At 60.8% G+C, this 19,280-nt stretch carries 8 protein-coding genes; 5 read left to right on the top strand and 3 right to left on the bottom strand.

The genetic code is table 11. The features are described 5' to 3' along the window. Position 1: 1 nt before the first annotated feature. Genes ACODS3_RS07205 through ACODS3_RS07195 form a run of 3 tightly spaced genes read left to right on the top strand, consistent with a single transcriptional unit; the run spans position 2 to position 14,471 of the window. On the top strand, positions 2-9,049 hold the full coding sequence (locus ACODS3_RS07205) for an amino acid adenylation domain-containing protein (RefSeq protein WP_489033892.1): 9,048 nt from the start codon (positions 2-4) through the stop codon (positions 9,047-9,049). Further along, positions 9,046-12,831: a non-ribosomal peptide synthetase gene (locus tag ACODS3_RS07200; RefSeq protein ID WP_489033891.1), complete on the top strand. Its 3,786-nt coding sequence runs from the start codon at positions 9,046-9,048 to the stop codon at positions 12,829-12,831. The genes ACODS3_RS07205 and ACODS3_RS07200 overlap by 4 nt, the downstream gene beginning before the upstream one ends. Continuing rightward, the gene (locus ACODS3_RS07195) at positions 12,828-14,471 is read left to right on the top strand and encodes a cyclic peptide export ABC transporter (RefSeq protein ID WP_489033890.1); all 1,644 of its coding nucleotides are present in this window, start codon (positions 12,828-12,830) and stop codon (positions 14,469-14,471) included. The genes ACODS3_RS07200 and ACODS3_RS07195 overlap by 4 nt, the downstream gene beginning before the upstream one ends. Positions 14,472-14,480: 9 nt before the next feature. Here ACODS3_RS07195 and fhuF read toward each other — a convergent pair whose 3' ends face one another. Next, a complete protein-coding gene (fhuF, locus tag ACODS3_RS07190; RefSeq protein ID WP_489033889.1) occupies positions 14,481-15,209 on the bottom strand; it encodes a siderophore-iron reductase FhuF in 729 nt (242 codons plus the stop codon). 204 nt (positions 15,210-15,413) lie between these two features. On the opposite strand from fhuF, the gene ACODS3_RS07185 reads away from it, so the two are divergent. Both ACODS3_RS07185 and ACODS3_RS07180 read left to right on the top strand, forming a co-directional pair. Continuing rightward, entirely contained in the window at positions 15,414-15,629 is a 216-nt protein-coding gene (locus tag ACODS3_RS07185) for an MbtH family protein (RefSeq protein ID WP_201000603.1), read from the top strand. 37 nt (positions 15,630-15,666) lie between these two features. Beyond that, the gene (locus tag ACODS3_RS07180; protein WP_489033888.1) at positions 15,667-17,097 is read left to right on the top strand and encodes a diaminobutyrate--2-oxoglutarate transaminase; all 1,431 of its coding nucleotides are present in this window, start codon (positions 15,667-15,669) and stop codon (positions 17,095-17,097) included. Between the two features lie 12 nt (positions 17,098-17,109). On the opposite strand, the gene ACODS3_RS07175 is transcribed toward ACODS3_RS07180, so the two are convergent. After that, a complete protein-coding gene (locus tag ACODS3_RS07175; RefSeq protein ID WP_489033887.1) occupies positions 17,110-18,420 on the bottom strand; it encodes an ATP-binding protein in 1,311 nt (436 codons plus the stop codon). 53 nt (positions 18,421-18,473) lie between these two features. Further along, a complete protein-coding gene (locus tag ACODS3_RS07170; protein WP_304574549.1) occupies positions 18,474-19,175 on the bottom strand; it encodes a response regulator in 702 nt (233 codons plus the stop codon). Between the last annotated feature and the right edge of the window lie 105 nt (positions 19,176-19,280).

Here is a 19,280-nt window from a genome sequence, read left to right as displayed (position 1 = left end):
AATGAGTGGGATGACGCAACAAGCGTTCCTGGAGATTGCACAGCGACTGGCTTCCTTGCCTGCGGACAAGAAAAAGCTGTTCCGCCAGCGTCTGGCCGAGAAGGGCATCGATAGCTGGCGTCTGCCGATAGTGCCTGCCGTACTCGGCGAAGGCCAAAACCTGCCTCTGGCTCAGGCGCAACGGCGCTTTCTGTCGGCTGAAGCCCTGAGCAGTCGTGCGCTCTACAACCTGTGCTCGGTGCTGCGTTTCGACCGCGACCTGGATGGCCAGCGTCTGCAACAGGCCATGCAGCAGTTGAGCGACCGTCATCAGATCCTGCGCACACGCTACACGACCGATGCGCAAGGTCAGTTGCAGCCCCATTGCGAACCTTTGCAGGTGTCTCTGCCAAAGGTCGAACGCTTGACACTGGAGGCTGCCGACTACGAGCAATGGTGTGCCGACGAATACGCACGCCAGCTCGCCGAACCCTTCGATCTTGCCCAGTCTGCACCCTGGCGCTGGCAGGCCTTCAGCGATGTGCAGGGCCAGTCGACCTGGCTGTTTTTCACCATCCATCACGTGGCCTACGATGCCTGGTCGGCTCAGCAGCTCACTCTGGAACTGGCCGAGGCTTATCGGGCGCTCGCACGGAATGAACCTGCCCGGCAACCCGAGTTGAGCATTCAGTACGCCGATTACGCGGCCTGGGAACAGGAGTGGCTGGACAGCGACAGTTGCCAGCAGCACATCGAGTTCTGGCGCGCTCAACTGGCAGATGCTCCGGCGCCGCTGGCCTTGCCTCTGGACCGAGCACGCCCGGCAGCCAGCCAACGCCGGCATAGCGGTGCCGTGCTTGCCCGTGAGCTTTCGCAAGAACTGACGACAGCAGTCGAAGCAGCCATTCGCAAGCAGGGAGTGACGCTGTACATCTATGGCCTGACCGCTTTCAGTTGTCTGCTGTCCCGCTACAGCGGCGAAAACGATTTGTGTCTGGGTACTTCCGCCGCCCAGCGTGACCGGCCGGAACTGGTGCCCTTGATCGGCCCGTTGCTCAACACGTTGGTGATCCGCCAGCAGTTGCAGGACAACCCTGACTTCACCAGCGCACTGCTGCGCACCCGTGACACCGTCGCAGCCGCCTTCGATCATCAATTGCTGCCGTTCGAGAATGTGCTGGAAAGCCTTGAGCGCCCACGTTCAAGCCCGCTGTTCCAGGTCATGTTCGTACAGGTCGACTTGCCCGCAAGCCGTACTCTGGAACTGCCCGGTGTTGCGGTCGAAGTGCTTGACCCGCCGCAGCGCCATGCCCGTTTCGACCTGACGCTGCGCATGGTCCGCACCGCCGACTCGCGGCTGCGCTGCGAGCTGGAATACAGCGACGAATTGTTCGATGCCGCCACGGTCGAGCAGATGCTGGACGACCTGCTGGCAATTCTTGGGCAGGCTGCCAGCCATCCCCAGCGTCGTCTGTCCGAACTGCAACTGGTTTCGCCAGCGAGCGAACTGAGCGGTCCGGCATTGGGCTCGACGCCCTTGCCGCTGGACCGGCAAGTCCAGCACTGGGCGACCCATACACCGACCGCGCCGGCCTTGTGCAGCGCTGGGCAGAACATTGACTATGCAACGCTGGGTTCCGCCAGCCGGTCGTTGGCTGCAAAGCTGGCCGGGCAGGGCGTCGGGCCGGGTCATGTGGTTGCACTGTGCATGCCTCGTTGCGCCGAGCAGTTGCTGGCGACTCTGGCTTGCTGGCAGCGCGGTGCGGTCTGCCTGTTTCTCGATCCGGCCCAGCCGCCGCAGCGACTTGCGCAACTGTTGCAGGACAGTGGCGCAAGCCTGTGGCTGACCCTGGCCGAAGCGCCTGAAACCGGTGTCGACATTGCGCGCCTTGAGCTGAGTGCTGGCGACTGGTCGGCTGACGCGCCTGTGGGTTCGGGCCAAAGCCTGAGCCAGCCGCAACTGCCTGCTTACCTCATCTATACCTCGGGTTCGACCGGTCAGCCCAAAGGCGTGCTGGTCACCCATGCCAATGTGGCGCATTACGCGACGGCTGTTGGCCAACGTTTGCAGGCAAAGTCTGGCAGCCGTTGGGCGACCCTGGCCACCGTGGCTGCGGATCTGGGCCTGACGTGCGTATTCGCAGCCCTGAATGCCGGTGATCCTCTTGTTCTGCCGCCCGCATCCCTGACCTTCGACCCACCGGGCTGGGCCGACTTCCTCGACCAGCAGCCGGTGGACTGCCTGAAAATCGCACCCTCGCATTTGCGCGGTTTGCTGGCACTGGACGATGCCCGACGGGTGTTGCCAAGAGAGGTGCTGATTCTGGGTGGCGAAGGCTTCGATCAGGCGTTGTTCACGCAAGTACGCGAACTGGCACCGCAACTGCGCATCTTCAACCACTACGGGCCTTCGGAAACCACGGTCGGCGTGATCTGTGGCGAAATTTCGTCCATCGATTCACTGGAGTCGGGGCAGTATCTGCCCTTGGGTCAGCCATTGGCAGACTGTGAACTGCGCATTGTCGATGGCAATGACATTCCGGTTCCGCTGGGCGTGGCCGGTGAGCTGTTGATTGCAGGCCCACAGGTTGCACAGGGTTATCTCGGCCAGCCTGAACTGACTGCAAAGGCATTCGGTTCTACGGCTCAGGGTCATGGCCATAGCCAGCACCAGCGCTTTTATCGCAGCGGCGACCGGGTTCGCCTGGATCGTAACGGGCGTCTGGTGTTCCTCGGTCGTCAGGATGATCAGGTCAAGATCCGTGGTTTCCGCGTCGAACCGGGCGAAGTCAGCGCCTGGCTCAATGCCCGGCCACAGGTTCGCGAAGGTGCGGTGCTGGCACAGGAAATCAAAGGCCGGACACAACTGGTGGCGTATATCAGCCCCGCGCTGAGCGCTGAGGAACTGGCTGACGTGCAAGCCGAGGCCAGGCATCAATTGCCGGAGCATATGCTGCCTGCCCACTGGCTGGTGCTGGACACACTGCCGCTGACCGCCAATGGCAAACTGGATCGCCGCGCCTTGCCGGAGCCGGCTGGAACTGAAGCAGCAAGCGCAGTCGCTCAGCCACCGATGGGAGCCACGGAGCAGCATCTGGCGCAGTTGTGGTGCCAGGTGCTGGGTTGTGCGCAGGTCGGGCGAGAAGATGACTTTTTCGCCCTCGGTGGCGATTCGATTCTCAGTCTGCAACTGATCGGCTTCGCTTCCCGCGCCGGGCTCAAGTTGAAACCTCGGGACGTCCTGCAGCATTCCACGCTGGCGGGCATGGCCCTATGCATCGATTGCCGCCAGCAGCCGGCCTTGTCCACGGTTCTTGATGCCTTTCGCGAGTTGCTTGAACAACCGGGGCTTGGGGCGGATGCCGACTTCTTTGCCGCAGGTGGCGACTCGATCCTCAGCCTGCAATTGATTGCCCGCCTGCGTAAGGCCGAATTGCGCCTTATGCCTCGGCAGCTGCTTGAAAACCCGACGCCTCGGCAATTGGCCGGTGTGCTGAAACCCGTCACAGCACCCGCCGTTGCGCCGCAGGCAGTGGCCCAGGCAGCCAATCAACCTCAGCCCTTGTCCCACGCTCAGCAACGGGTGTGGTTCATGCAACAACTCGATCCGGCGCAAACGGCTTATAACGTCACTCAGTTGCTGGCCTTGCGCGGCAATCTGGATGTGCCGCGACTGCAAGGCACTTGTCAGGCGCTGGTCCATCGGCATGAAGCGCTGCGCTGCCGTTTCTTTGAAGAGCAAGGGCAGGTCTGGCAGCGTCTGGAGGAGACAGGCACGCCGATCTTCAATGTGCATGACCTCAGCGGCCTGAGCGAGTCCGAGCAACAGGCAACCATCGCCAAGGCCGCCCGACGTGTCTTCGATCTGGTCAACGGACCGTTGCTGGCCATCGATGTATTCAGCGTGGCGCCGGATGATTACCGTCTGCTGTTCAATGTGCATCACATTGCCGTGGACGGTTGGTCCATGGGCTTGCTGGTTAAGGACTTTGCGCTGATCTATCAGGACCGGCCAACACCTGCAACAACCGGTTTGCTGCCGTTCATCAAAGAGCAGCGGCAACGTCTGGACGGCGAGCAAGGCCAGCAATTGCTGGGTTATTGGCAGCAGCGCCTGCAAGGTCTGGGCAATGAACCTCTTGAGCTGCCCGATCACTGTCTGCGGCCAGCGGTGCAGGCCTACGAAGGTGCCCGTGACGAATTTGTCTTGCCGGGTGTTCTGAGCGCGGCAGTCGATGCACAGGCCCGAGCGTTGGGCGTTACGCCTTTCGTGCTGTACTTTGCTGCTTACCAGCTTCTGCTGTGGCGTCATGCCGGGCGCACTGATTTCGCCATCGGCTTGCCGGTGGCAGGGCGTGAGTCGGCAGCGGGTCAGGCGTTGGTCGGCCTGTTCGTCAACACCCTGGCTCACCGTGTACAGATCGATGCCCGACAAAGCCTGCAATCGTTCATCAAGACCCTGAACGGGCAACTGGCCGATGACATGGCCCATCAGGAGTTGCCGTTCGAGCAACTGCTGGACAAGCTGGACTTCGAGCGCCACCTGGATCGCACGCCGGTGTTCCAGAACCTGTTCAACTACCAGATCGACCATGGCGACTCCCGCCGTTTCAGCCTGCCGGGCGTCAGCGTCGAATCACTGGCACTGCCGGACGGCGTGGTCAGTGCCAAGTTCGATCTGACGTTCAATCTGTTCACCCAAGGCCGTGGCATCGATGCCAATACCCGCCTGATTGTCGAGTACGCCACCGCGCTGCTGCGTCCTGAAACCGCTCAGCGTCTGGTCGAGGATTATCAGGGCCTGCTCGGCAGCCTGACCCGCCTCGATCTTCAGCAGAACCTGCTGGAAGTGCCGCTGGATTCGGTTGCAAGACTGGCCACCTCTGGCATGTCCATGGACGTGTACTGCGAAGCGGATTTTGTGACGCGCTTTGAAGTACAGGCGGCCCTGCATCCCGAGCGCGTCGCGGTATTCAGCGCAGACCGTCGCTTGAGCTACGCAGCGCTGGATGCTCAGGCCAACCGGCTGGCCCATTGGCTGCTGGCGCAGGGCGTCGGTCACGAATCGGCGGTTGCCTTCTGCCTGCCGCGAGACGAAAGACTGCTGGTGTGCATGCTGGGAATCCAGAAAGCCGGGGCTTCCTACCTGCCGCTCGATCCCGGTCATCCAGCGGCCCGTCAGGCGCAGATTCTCAATCGGGCGCAGCCACACTTGCTGCTCTGCGATGCGCGGGCTGCCGACTTGCCGGAGCAACTGCGCAGCTACCTCTGGGCCGATCTGCCGCTGGCGCAGTTCCCGGCACAGGCTCCGGCGCTGGGCAGAAACCTTCAGCAACTGGCGTATACCCTCTACACCTCGGGCTCCACCGGGCAGCCCAAGGGCGTGCAGATCAGTCGCGGCAACTTTGCTAACTTCCTGCTGGCCATGGAGCAAGCGTTGCCACTGGACAACGTGCAGCGTTACCTGGCCTTGACCACTGTCACCTTCGATATCTGCGGTCTGGAGCTGTGCCTGCCGCTGGTGCGCGGCGGTTCCGTGGTGCTGGCCGATGATGAAGAGCGTCAGGACCCTGTGTTGCTCGCCAGTCTGATCAAGAATCAGTCCGTGGAGCTGATTCAGGCAACACCTGCCACTTGGGCCATGCTGTTGCAGGGCGACAGCCAAGTGCTGGCCGGGCGTGTGGCACTGGCCGGTGGTGAAGCGCTATCGGCGGAAATGGCGACTGAGCTGCGGCAATCCGTGGCTCATCTGGTCAACGTCTATGGCCCGACAGAAACCACCGTATGGTCTACCCAGACCCCGATCGATGCGCTGCAATTACCTGTCGCGCCTATTGGCCGGCCATTGCTCAACACCCGTTGCCACGTGCTCGATGAGCATTTGTGCGAAGTGCCGCCTGGCTGCGTGGGTGAGCTGTATATCGCCGGTGATGGTCTGGCCCGTGGTTATGCAGGGCAACCGGGCCTGACAGCAGAGCGCTTCATTGCCGATCCGTTCAGCACCGATGGCAGTCGCCTGTACCGCACAGGCGATCTGGCGCGCTGGCAACCCGACGGGCAGTTGTATTACCTGGGCCGTACCGACGATCAGATCAAACTGCGCGGTTTCCGTATCGAACTGGGCGAGATCGAGGCGGTTCTGCTCAGTCACCCGAAACTGGTTCAGGCGGTCGTGGCGGTGCAGGGCGAGCATCTGGCTGCCTTCTGGGTTGCAGAGGCAGGCAGCCCGCCCGACGAAACCGAGATCCGCGACTATTTGCAGGCGCGCTTGCCGGTTTACATGCTGCCGACGCATATGCAGGCACTGGAACAGTTGCCTCTTAACACCAACGGCAAAGTGGATCGCAAGCAATTGCCACGCTTGCAACTGGAAACCTCTGCCAGCAGCGCCGTCCAGCGTCCGCTATCGGCCAGCGAAACCTTGCTGGCTGAAGTCTGGGGCGCAGTGTTGAAACGCCAGCAGATTCCAGTCGACGGCCACTTCTTCCAGTTGGGTGGGCATTCGCTGATGGCTGCCCAGGTGCGTGGGCGCTTGCGCGAGCAGGGTTTCGAAGTGCCGCTGCGCTGGCTGTTCGAGACCCCGGTACTGGCTGAACTGGCTGCGCGGCTCGAAGGCCTGGCGCGTGATCTGGATATCGGCTCGCTGGCGATTCCTCACGTCGATCAGCAAATCGAACAGCCCTTGTCTTCGGCGCAGCAGCGGGTCTGGCTGATGCAGCAACTGGATCTGGCCGACAGCAGTTTCAACATGAGCAGCAACGTGCGTTTGCGCGGAGAGCTGGACGAGCAATCCCTGCAACGCTCATTGCAGCTACTGGTAAGTCGGCATGCCATCTTGCGCACCACTTATCACCAGCAGGGCGGCGAGTTGCGCCAGCGGATTCATGGGGATCTGTCGGTAGAGCTGCAAGTGATCGCCTCCAGTGAAGCCCAATGGCCGGCCGAGGCCCGGGAGGTTGCGTTGCGACCTTTCGATCTGGGCAGTGAGGCGCCATTGCGTGCGGTGCTGTATCGCACTGGCGAGCAGGAACATGTGCTGCAACTGGTCATGCACCATATCGCTTCAGATGGATGGTCCGGCGCGGTGCTGGTGGATGAGCTGATTCAGGGCTACGAAGCCTACAGCGCAGGCCTGCAACCCGCGCAGGGCGAACTGCCGATCCAGTACGTCGACTATGCCGTGTGGCAAGGTTCGCCCGCAGTTCAGTTGCGTCAGCGTGAAGGTCTGGACTTCTGGCGACGTACCCTGGCGGGTATCCCGTCGCAAGTGCCATTGCCGTTCGACTTTCCGCGCCCGGAACGCGACACCGGTACTGGTGCAGCGCTGGACTTCCAGTTGTCAGCCGCAACGGTAGAGCGCCTGAAGGCCTTTGGCCAGGACAGCGGCACTTCACCGTTCATGCTGTTGCTGACCTGTTATGCCGCCGTGTTGCAGCGCGAGACTCAAGGCCGGGACCTGGTAATCGGCACCGATGTGGCGAATCGTGACCACCCGGATACCGAGTCGCTGATCGGCTTCTTCGTCAACCTGCTGGCCTTGCGTATCCGTCTGCAACCGGAACTGAGTTTCCGGGAGCAGGCGCAACAGGTCAGAGAGGTTTGCCTGCAAGCGTTCGCCTGGCAGGACACGCCATTCGAGCGTGTCGTTGAATGCCTGGAACTGCCGCGCGTGGCCAACCTGCATCCGTTGCTGCAAACGCTGTTTGTCCTGGACAACACGCCGCGTCAGCAACGCCAGTTGGGCAACCTGCAGGTCGAGCCGCTGACCGGCGAGCAGCATCATTCCAAGTTCGACATGGCGCTGTTTGCCAGTGAAGACGGTGATGCGATCAGCCTGCGCTGGGTGTATCGCACCAGCCTGTTCCGCCCGGCCACGATCGAACGCCTGCGAGACGCTTTCGAGTCGCTGCTGGAAATGGCCCTCGGCGCGCCTGAAAACCCTATCGATACCTTGATTCCGACTGTAAAGGGAGCTGCTGCAATGTCCACGGACAACCCGGTGCAACGCAAGATGAGCAAATTGGGCAAGATGCGCCAGAGTGGCACCCCGGCCACCCGCGAGCCCATCGAGGCCCGGCCGTTGCGCGAAGGCTCGAAATTCCCCTTGCTGGTGACTCTGCGCGACCGTGAACTGGCACCGGCCATCTGGGCCGAGGCCAACCGTGACAAGGTAGAAAACTGGCTGCGCGAGCATGGCGGCATTCTGTTCCGTGGTTTCGACCTGCCGACACCGGTCGATTTCGAGACCTTTTGCCAGGCCCTGTGCCCGCAGCTTTATGGCCAGTACGGTGACCTGCCGAAAAAAGAGGGCGGCAAGAACATCTACAAGTCCACGCCATACCCCAAGGACCGGATGATCCTGTTCCACAACGAAAGCGCGCATCAGCATCGCTGGCCGCGTCGGCAGTGGTTCTACTGCGAGATTCCGGCCACCACCGGTGGCGCGACGCCGATTGTCGACAGCCGCGAGGTCTATCGTGAACTGCCGGCCTGGTTGCAGGCGAAACTGCGCAGCAAACAACTGATGTATGTGCGCAATTTCAGCACCAGCCTGGACGTCAGCTGGCAGCACTTCTTCCAGACCGAGGAACGTGCCGAAGTCGAGCGGATCTGCCGTGAAAGCAATATCGAATTCCAGTGGCGCGGCGCCAACGACCTGCACACTCGCCAGGTCTGCCCGGCTGTGATCCTGCATCCACTGACCGGCGAGGAGAGCTTCTTCAACCAGATCCAGCTCTACCATCCGGCCTTTCTGGATGCCGATATCCGCGAGCAGTTCCTGCGCGACGGCGCGGCGACCATGCCGAGGCAGGTGTTCTACGGCGATGGCTCGGAGCTTGAAGAAAGCGCCATCGAGGCCATTAACGCTGCCTACGACCGTTGTGCTGTGCGTTTTGACTGGCAGCAAGGCGATGTGGTCATGCTCGATAACATGCTGGCGGCCCACGCACGGGACCCGTTCGACGGCGAGCGAAAGATTGTGGTGGCCATGGGCGAGATCTATGGCCGTGATCAGGTAATGGCTGCCCCCGCGCAGACCGAAGAGACCCACGCAGAGTTGAACCCATGATGGATCTTGGATTAACGCTTTCACCGCAACAGAAACAGCTTGCCCAGACCAATCCACAGGCCTGGCGCTGGGTACGGATGCAACTGGCGGGCGTGCCCGCAGGCACGATCGAACAACGCCTGCGAGCCTGCCTGGAACAACATGAGGCCCTGCGCCTGCGCTATCAGCGCCCGGTCGGTGCTACTGCGCTGCGCCAGCGGGTTACCGAACTCAGCGAGCTGCGCCTGGACTGGCGTCAGGCTCAGGCCAGCGATGGTCATGATGCACAAGGCTGGCTGGAGCAGGCCCGAAGCCATTGCCAGACAGAACAACCGGATGTACTGGCCTGGCTGCTGGACGACAGCCTGTTGTTGGCGGTCCCGGTCTATTCGCTTGATCAGCGCAGCCTGATCCAGTTGCAGGACGAATTACTGGGTCGTAGTGCAGCGCTTGAAGCCGAACCCATGCAATACGGCGAATATGTCGAGTGGATCAACGGCCTGCAACTGGACGAAGATGCCGAGCAGGGCGCGCAGTTCTGGCGCAACCTGGCTTTACAGGATGTGCCGGGCATGCGACTGATCGAACGCTATGGCATCGCCAGTGGCAGCCATGCGCGGGTCAGCCTGGAACTTGCCCGTACATTGCCGGTTGCATTGAATGCGCTGGCCGAGCGCGAAGGCGTGGAAGTCGAGCAACTGGTACTTGCAGCCTGGGGGTCGCTGCTGGGCAGGCTCAATGGTCAGCAGCATGGCCAGCTTGGCTTGCAGCATGATCCTCGCGATGACTATGAAGAGTTGCAGGGCGCTTATGGGGTTTTCGAGCAGACCCTGCCGATGGTGGTGCAGCTTTCCGAACACAGCACCCTGGTCAATCTGGCCCGGCAACTGGCCCGTCAGCTGGAAAACGCTGTCGAGTGGCAGGAATATGCAGGCCAGGCCCAACTGCTGCCGGAATGGCGCGCCAGTTTCCAGACCGGGCTGAGAGTGCTGTACACGCCGCAACTGCAAGACTTGCAAATGTTGTCTTTCGATACGCCGGTCGAACTGCACGTGCAATTGACCCTCGATGCACAAGGCAGCGGTCAACTGGCGCTGGCCTATGACTGCGGTTTGTACCGTGGCGAGCAGGCGCAGGTATTGCTGCAGCGTTTTGCCCATTGGCTGGAGCAACTGGTGCAGTCGCCCAACGGGTTGATCAATGGCTTCGACCTTCATTTGCCCGAGGAACTGCTGCCGGCACCGGCGCGTCCGGCTCTTGAGACCGATCTCGATATCATCGCGACCTTGCGTACTCACGCCCGGACCCAACCGGATCGGCCGGCATTACGCTATGCGGATCAAATATTCTCATACGCCGAACTCGATGCCCTGAGCGACCGTGTGGCCGGCAGCCTGCATCAGGCCGGTGTGGGACGCGAGCAACTGGTCGGTCTTTACCTGCCACGCGGCGCGCAAATGCTGGTGGCGATGCTGGCCTGCTTCAAGGTCGGTGCCGCATATCTGCCGCTGGACCCCAAGCAGCCACCGTTGCGTCTGGCCGGTATTCTCGACGACGCTCGACCGGCGCTGTTGCTGCATGTGGAAGACCTGCTGCCCGAAACGTCGCTCAGGACTCTGAGCTGGTCAGAGGCCAGCAATGGCCCGCTGTTCGAGACGCCGCAACCTGTTGCTGCCCAAGACCTGGCCTACGTGCTCTATACCTCGGGCACCAGTGGCAAGCCTAAAGGCGTGCAGATCGAACAGGCCCAGTTACGCCATTACGCCACGCAAGTGACCCGGGCGCTGCAATTGCCCGAGGGCGGGCATTATGGACTGGTGTCGTCGTTGCTCGCGGACCTGGGCAACACTGTGCTGTTCCCGGCCTGGCTGCAAGGCGGGTGCGTGCATGTGCTGGAGCAGTCCACCGTGACCGATGCCCGGGCGTTTGCCGAAGAACTTCAGCGTCATCCGCTGGATGTCCTCAAGATCGTCCCTTCGCATCTTGAGGCCCTGATGGGCGAGCACGCTGCCGACATTCTTCCTCGCAAGGTCCTGGTGCTGGGCGGGGAACCCGTCGGTGAGCATTTGCTGAGCCGTCTGGCCGAGGCGAAACCGGCCTGTCGCTTGTACAACCACTACGGCCCGACCGAAACCACGGTCGGCGTGCTATGGCGAGCGATTGATCTCGATCAGGGCGTGGCAGGCAGTGCATTGAGCCAGGTGCTGGGCGATAACCGCATCCATCTGCTCGATGAACAGCAACGACCAGTTCCGCCTGGGCAGGCCGGTGAGTTGTGCATCAGTGGTAGCAGTGTCGGGCGCGGCTATGTAGGGGATGTGGGCGGCTCTGCCTTTGGCATCGACCCGCTCAGCGGCAGTCGCCTGTATCGCACCGGCGATCTGGCCTTGCGTCAGGCTGATGGCGCACTGCGCATTCTGGGGCGCAACGATCAGCAAGTGAAAATTCGCGGTTTTCGCCTGGAGCTGGCGGAAGTCGAACAGGCGCTGTTGGGCCAGCAAGGCGTTTTGCAGGCTGCTGTGCTGCTGGATGGCGAAGGCGATCATGCGCGTCTGCTGGCCTTTATCGTCAAGGACGAGTCCGGCTCTCAGACAACAGATCAACTGCGCGCCAGTCTGGCTCGCCAGCTACCGGACTACATGCTGCCCAGCGGTATTCTGGAACTCAAGGCACTGCCACTGAACAGCAACGGCAAGCTGGATCGCAAGAACCTGTTGGAACGTGCCCGGCAACGCCTGCAAAACACGCGAGTGGCGCCGGTCGGTGAACTGGAAACCGCCATTCTGGCCATCTGGTGCGAAGTGCTGGGTGTCGACGACCTGGGCGTGACCGATAACTTCTTTACGGTCGGCGGGCATTCATTGGCGGCGATCAAGGTGGTGTCTCTGCTGCGCGAGCGTCTGTCGCTCAACCTGCCGACCAATCTGCTGTTCGAGCGCCATACCGTGCGTGATCTGGTAAGTGGCCTTGGCAATGGCGAGAGCAGCGGCCCCTGGAAAGTCTTGAAGGAAGCCGATGAACAGTCACCCGCCTTGCTGCTGGTACACGGAGCCCAAGGGCATCTACAGGCGTATCAGCCACTGGCGGACAACCTTGGCGCCCACGTCTCGGTCTTCGGCCTTGCAGCCCTGGAAAAAGGCTGGGACGAAAGCGATATGGATACGCTGTTGCAGCAATATGTGGCGAGCATTCCTGCCGAATTGAAGCAGCGCCCGCTGGTGCTGCTGGGCTGGAGCCTGGCTTCGCGGCTGGCCTTGTTGCTGGTGCCGCACTTGCAGGCCCGTGGTTTTAACATCGCCGGGCTCGCCGTGCTCGATCACGATGCCCAGCGCAGTCTGGCGGGCGAGGGCGATGAGGCAGGGCAGTTGATTGCCGACTTTGCCTTCTATTGCCGCAGCCACGCGCAGCCGATTGGCGAATCGTTAAGAGAGCGTTTGACGGGGCTGCTGGCCGGTCATGACTATGCCGAAGGCGTTACGCTGTTGCTCAACGATCCTCAGGTACGCTCGCATCTGCAATGGGAAGCGGCCGACGCCGAACTGCTGGCGCTGCTGGGGCAATATCGCTCGATCAAGACGCGCCTGTATGAGCAGACCTTGCCTGTTGTCGATGTGCCGGTCTGGCTCTGGCGCGGCAATGTCCATGGTGACTTGCGTACCCAGTGGCAAGCGTATACGCAGCACCCCGTTCGCCAGTGGGTACTGGACGTGGGGCATCACGATATACCGGGCGAGCCTCGACTGGCTGAAAGCCTGTTGCCTCTATTGTTGCAAACCTCTGCCAAGGCGGTATCGGCATCATGATTCTATTGAAAGAACTGCTGCATAACGCTCGATGGCGCATCTTTCTTGCGGTGCTGAGCAGTGCCTTGAGTGCAGCGGCCAGTATCGGCCTGATCGGCTACATCAACCGCAGTCTGGAACAAGGCCCTGGCGATATCGGCCAGGCCTTGCTGATGTTCGGTGGCTTGTTGATCCTGCTGTTTATCAGCGGTGTCACCTCGCAATGGTTGCTGGTACAGATTGGTCATCGTCTGGTTTACCAGTTGCGGCTGCGGCTGGTGGGCAAGGTGCTGGGCACTGCTCTGGAACGTATCGAGCGGCTGGGCAGCCCGCGCATCTACAACGCCCTGACCAAGGACGTGACTACAGTCGCCACGGCATTCAAGCAACTGCCGATTTCCCTGTACAACGGCTTGCTGTTGCTGGCAGGGCTGGCGTACATGGCGTGGCTGAGCCTGCCGTTCTTTTTCCTGACGCTGGTGGTGATTGCCTTCGGGGTCGGCCTGGATGTGTTGCTCGGGCGCAAGGTCAAGGCTCTGATGCAGGCGGTACGGCGCCAGGATGACCAGTTGACCGAGCAGTTCGAGGCGGCCATTCATGGTCGCTGCGAACTGGGCCTGAGCCGCGAGCGCCGGCATCAGCTCTATCAGCACAAGCTGGAGCCCATCGCACGGGCGTCGCTGGATGCCTCGGTGCGCGCCGATACCTTGTGGGCGATCAACCTCAACTGGACGACTCTGCTGGTATTCGTGCTGATCGGTACGCTGTTCTTTCTTGGCCAGGGGCTTGGCTGGCTGAACCAGCAGGTGGTGGTGGGCTACGTACTGGCAATCATGTTCCTGCGCACGCCGATCTCGATGATCCTCGATGCCATTCCGGCAGTCATTCGCGGTCATGTGGCTTTGCAGGCCATCGATGCTCTGGCCCTGGGCGAAACGGTGCAGTTCACGGCGCCCGCACAGGCGTCGCAACCCTTTGAGGAGCTGCGCCTGTCGAACGTGCGTTATCGCTATCCCGGCCAGAGTGACGAGTTTGCCTTTGAGTTGGGGCCGATCGACCTGTCGATTCGCCGTGGCGAGCTGATTTTCATTGTCGGCGGCAATGGCAGTGGCAAATCGACCCTGGCCAAGTTGCTGACAGGGCTCTACGTACCCACTTCGGGCCAGGTTTCACTCAATGATGTGGTGCTCGATATCAGCACCAGCGAGTGGCATCGCGAGCATTTCGCCGCCATCTTTGCCGACTTCTATCTGTTCGCCGATGTGCTGGGCGAAGCAGGTAATCATGAAGGGCTTGAGGCTCGGGTGGATCATTATCTGGAGCGTCTGGGGCTGGCCCATAAAGTCGAGTTCGCGGCCGGGCGCCTGTCCACCACATCCTTGTCCATGGGCCAGCGCAAACGCCTGGCGCTGTTGATGCTGATGATGGAAGGCCGGGAAGTCTTCCTGCTGGACGAATGGGCGGCGGATCAGGACCCGGTATTCCGGCATGTGTTCTACAACGATCTGCTGCCCGAGTTGAAGGCTGCCGGCAAGACGGTAATCGCCATTACCCATGACGACCGCTATTTCGATGTTGCCGACCGGGTCTATCGCCTCGACTACGGCCATCTGGTGGATTACGACCGCGAGACCGAAAACCCTTTCCAACTGGTGAAATGAGGGCGGCAGTCAGTCCTGCTGCCTGCATTCATCCAGAGGGCAACTGCTGCAATAGCCGACACCGGGAAGACGGTAGCGAATGCAGCAGATGCGCCTCAGGCGCAGGGGCTCGTTCTCGCCGGTGTCGTGATAGCGCACGGGGGCGAACAGCGGATTGCGTCGGCCGTCAGGGCGCAGTCGGGCAGTGAGGATCTCCCTGGCCGGTGCGGTGCTCTGGGGGCTGGCCAGCGGGTGCAGGTCGAGACGGCTGGTGACGAACTCGAAGGTGTTGCCGGCATTGCTCCAGAACAGCCGGGGCGATGCGCGAGTGACTTTGACCAGCGCTTCGATGACGGGGGTCAGATGACCGTCGATCAGGCCATGAAAGCGCTCGAAGGCAGAGCAGGGAGGCAGAGGATTGCCAGCATGGGCCAGATGCAGCGCCTTGGGTCTGGAATCGTCACCCAGTTGCAAGCCGGTATCGGCCAGGGCCAGCGGCAGTTCGCATTGTTGCAGCAGGCTGGTGGCCATGACCGGAGCCATGAACGTGCTGAAGTACCACTTGGACCACAGTGACACCAGGGCCAGGCGTTCATCGGTCTTGTAGCGCAGCAGCAGGCCATCGACGAAGGCACTGAAATGCTCGTGCTCGAAAAACAGGTCACCCGGCACGTCGGCCCGTGGAAGGCTGCGCAGTTGCAGTTTCTCACCGTAGTCGGCGAGAGGACCGGTGAACAGCGGAGCAAGGCTGGGAATCATCGACTCATCCGTGGACCGCTTGTTGAGAGCAGTTATCGTTCAGAGGGGGCTGGAAGTATAAACAGGGTGTCAGCGTCTTGCGACTGTTCATCCTGGCTATCGACGACTGAAAACGCTGCATCGGCAATAAAATATTAATGAGAATTGCTACCATTCGTAGTAATGTATCGAGAATGTATCAAGAACCTACCAAGGAGAAAAACAATGAGTCTGGACAGTCCGGATACGCGCTTTCTGGTTGTAGTCAATGGTGAGGAACAGTACTCGATCTGGCCGGATTACCGCAGTGTGCCTGAAGGCTGGCGCACCCTCGATGTTCAGGGCAGCAAGGAAGAATGCCTGAGCTATATCGAGAAAGTCTGGACCGACATGCGCCCGCTGAGCCTGCGCCAGGCCATGCAGGTACAAGGGCAGGGCTGATCGCCTGCGACCGTATTTTCAACTTCAGGGATTCAATATGGAAAGCGTCCAGCCCCGCCAGGCGTCCAGTGCTGCCTTCACACTGGAACAGTTTCGTCAGCAAGCCCCACGTGAACTGAACACCAATGAGTACTTGCAGCGCCAGGCTGCACGGGAGTCGAATGCCCGTTCTTACCCGCGACGCATTCCCTTGGCCCTGCAAGAAGCGCATGGCCTTTATGTACGCGACACCCAAGGCCAATTGTTCATGGACTGCCTGGCGGGTGCGGGGACTCTGGCTCTGGGCCATAACCACCCGGTCGCCATCGAAGCCATGCGCCAGACACTGGACTCCGGTTTGCCACTGCATACGCTGGACCTGACGACACCGGTCAAGGATCGTTTTGTCGAGGACCTGTTCAACGCGCTGCCGGAAAACTTTGCCCGCCATGCGCGTATCCAGTTCTGTGGCCCGACCGGTGCCGATGGCATCGAAGCAGCATTGAAACTGGCGCGTATTGCCACCGGACGCAAACCGATCCTGTCGTTCTCCGGCGGCTACCACGGCATGACTCTGGGCACCTTGAGCCTGATGGGTAACCTGGGGCCGAAACAGGCGCTGGGTTCGCTGATGGCCGACGTGCAGTTTCTGCCGTACCCCTACGACTACCGCTGCCCGTTCGGCATCGGCGGTGAAGCGGGTATCGATGCCGGGCTGCACTTCATCGAGCAGTTCTTGGGCGATCCGGAGTCAGGCGTGTTGCCTCCGGCGGCCATCGTGGTCGAAGTCGTGCAGGGCGAGGGCGGGGTGATTCCCGCGCCGGTACGCTGGCTTCAAGGCCTGCGCCAGTTGACCCGCAAGCATGGCGTGGCACTGATCATCGATGAAGTGCAGACCGGCATAGGTCGTACTGGCAAACTCTTCGCTTTCGAGCATGCGGGCATTGAACCCGACATTCTCGTGCTTTCCAAAGCCATAGGCGGTGGCCTGCCATTGTCGGTAGTGGTTTACCGGGAAGAACTGGACACCTGGAAACCCGGCTCCCATGCCGGCACGTTCCGAGGCAATCAGATGGCCATGGCAGCAGGTGCGGCAACTCTGCGCCATATCATCAGCGAAGACCTGCCGGGGCATGCCGACGTCATGGGCCAACGCCTGATGAGCTCGTTGCGCCAGTTGCAGAGCGACTATCCATGCCTGGGCCAGGTGCGCGGTCGAGGCCTGATGGTCGGCGTGGAAATCGTCAGCGATACACCGGGCGACAGCCGGGTGCCGGCAGCGGATACCGCATTGGCCCAGGCCATTCAACGTCAATGCCTGCACCAGGGCGTGATCCTGGAGCTGGGCGGACGCCACGGTGCCGTGGTGCGCTTCCTGCCTCCATTGATTATTCAGGCCGAAGAAGTTGATGTGCTGGTCGGGGTGTTTCAGGTTGCCTTGGAGAAGGCGATTGCGCAGGTTAAAGGAAAAGTCTTGCGCAGCGCGTGAGTCGCCAGTGATTTAGCCAGCCTTTGAGGCTGGCAAGAATATCTCAAACCTTGCGCCTCCCAGTGGCGATGAGTCGACGGCTATCGTGCCACCCTGGCATTCAATGGCCTGTCGACTGATCGCCAGCCCCAGGCCAAACCCTCCTGTAATGCGATCACGACTTCGATCCAGACGATAGAACGGCTCGAAAATGTGTGTCTGTTCGGCGACGGGGATACCAATGCCGTCATCCTCAACGCTGATCCAGAAACCGTTGCCTGCTTCCAAGCGAGCACTTACGCGCACGACTTTCTCGCAATACCGAATGGCGTTGCTGACCAGGTTCTGTATTGCGCGTGCAGTGAGGCGAGGGTCCAGGGCAAAGTCTGCGTCCGCCTTTTCAAAACACAGCAGCAAAGTAAAACCCTTGCTGTCCTGTTCCTCGATAAAGCCTCCCAGAACACTGTCCAGGTACGCCTGCATGGGGATTTCATCCTGCGCAGGGCGCTGGTTCGGCGATTTCAGCCGGGTATAGGAAAGCAACTCATCAATCAGAGTGTCCAGCTCCCGGACATGACCAAGCATCTGCTCGATCCGTCGACGGGTCTCGGGTTCCAGAGGGTCGGCCATGACCAGTGCCATGCCGAACTCCAGCCTCGACAACGGAGTACGCAATTCGTGGGATACCGCGTTCAAAAGCTCCTGCTGCTGATTGAGCAGGCCTTCGATATCCTGAGCCATCTTGTCGAACACCTGAGCCAGATCGCCAATGTTGGAGCGCGGCGAAATTTGCGTTCGCTCCGCCAGATTGCCGCTTCCCAGGATCATTGCAGTGCGCTTGAGGCGTTGCAGGTCGCGCCAGTGAGGCCAGACCCATACCAGCAGGCAGGCCAGCAATGCGGCACCGATCAGAATATTGATCATCCAGTACATGATGTTGATATCGACAGGCGCATCGGGCGCTACCAGCTCGACCACCGTATCCGGATCGATCAGGGCGAGTGCGGTGCCCAGTTCGCCATAATTATCCGAACGCACGGCATTCTGGCCCTGCCTGAGTGCCCTGCGTTCAGGCTCCGTCAGGCCGGGATCGGTTATCGAGACAAGCCTTAAGCGAGACGGAGCAAAATCTGCCCTGAGTTCGCTTTCAAGGGCTGGCCAGTCTGCTCGCGGTGTCTGATTGAAACGTTTCCTTATCAGGCTCAGCGTACCTTTGGCCTGATCCTGGTTGTAGGTGATGGTCTGCTGGTTGAACCACTTCAGCACCACTTCAGGAATCGCAAACAGCGCGACGCCATAGGTCACCAGCATGATCAGGTAAAGCCGAGCGAGCATCTTGAACATGGCGATCCATTATTTTTGTCAGGAGTGCGGGGTGAACTCGTGAAACCAGACGGTCACTCGTCCCACTCGGAGCGGCTCAACAAGTAGCCCTTACCCCATACAGTCTTGATCCTGCGGGGCTCGGCAGGATTGTCTTCGAATTTGCGCCGCAATTTGGAAATCGCCACATCGACCGAGCGGTCGATACCGTTGAATTCGATGCCGCGCAACTGCTGGATCAACTGATCGCGACTCAAGACTTCACCCGCGTGACTGGCCAGCACCAGTAACAGATTGTATTCCCCGGAGGATAGCTCGACGTCCTGGTGGCGCCATTGCACTTGGCGTTCGCTCAGATCGATCAGCAGTTGCCCCAGGACGATCTGCTGTGCGTCGTGACGAGTCTCGGCAGACAGGCTGCGGCGCAGCAGCGTGCGAATCCGTGCCAGAAGCACTCGGGGTTCGCAGGGTTTGGCAACGTAATCATCGGCGCCGGTTTCCAGGCCGAGAATCTGGTCGTCGCTCTTGTCCCTGGCCGTCAGCATGATGATGGGCAATGCAGGGCTTTCATCCCTTAGTTGCCTGCACACGTGTAAACCGTCGAGCCCCGGCAGCATCAGGTCGAGGATGACCAGGTCGGGACGCAACCGGTGCATGCCTTCAAGCGCGCGATCACCGCGGTTGATGACCGTGACGTCGTACTCGAAGCGCTGGAGATAGCTGGCAATCAGCTCCGCCAGCGCGCTGTCGTCCTCGACGAGCATAATTCTGGGCATTGTTCAGGCCATTTCTGCGAAGGGGACAGCATAACCAAGACCTGCCGGATACGCGCAATGCCTTAACACTTCTTCACATCTTTCCAACACTTGTTTACATGCGTT

The organism is Pseudomonas sp. FG43 (assembly GCF_057809175.1).
Note: the sequence above shows the minus strand (reverse complement) of the source record. Positions and strands in the feature narration are given on the sequence as shown.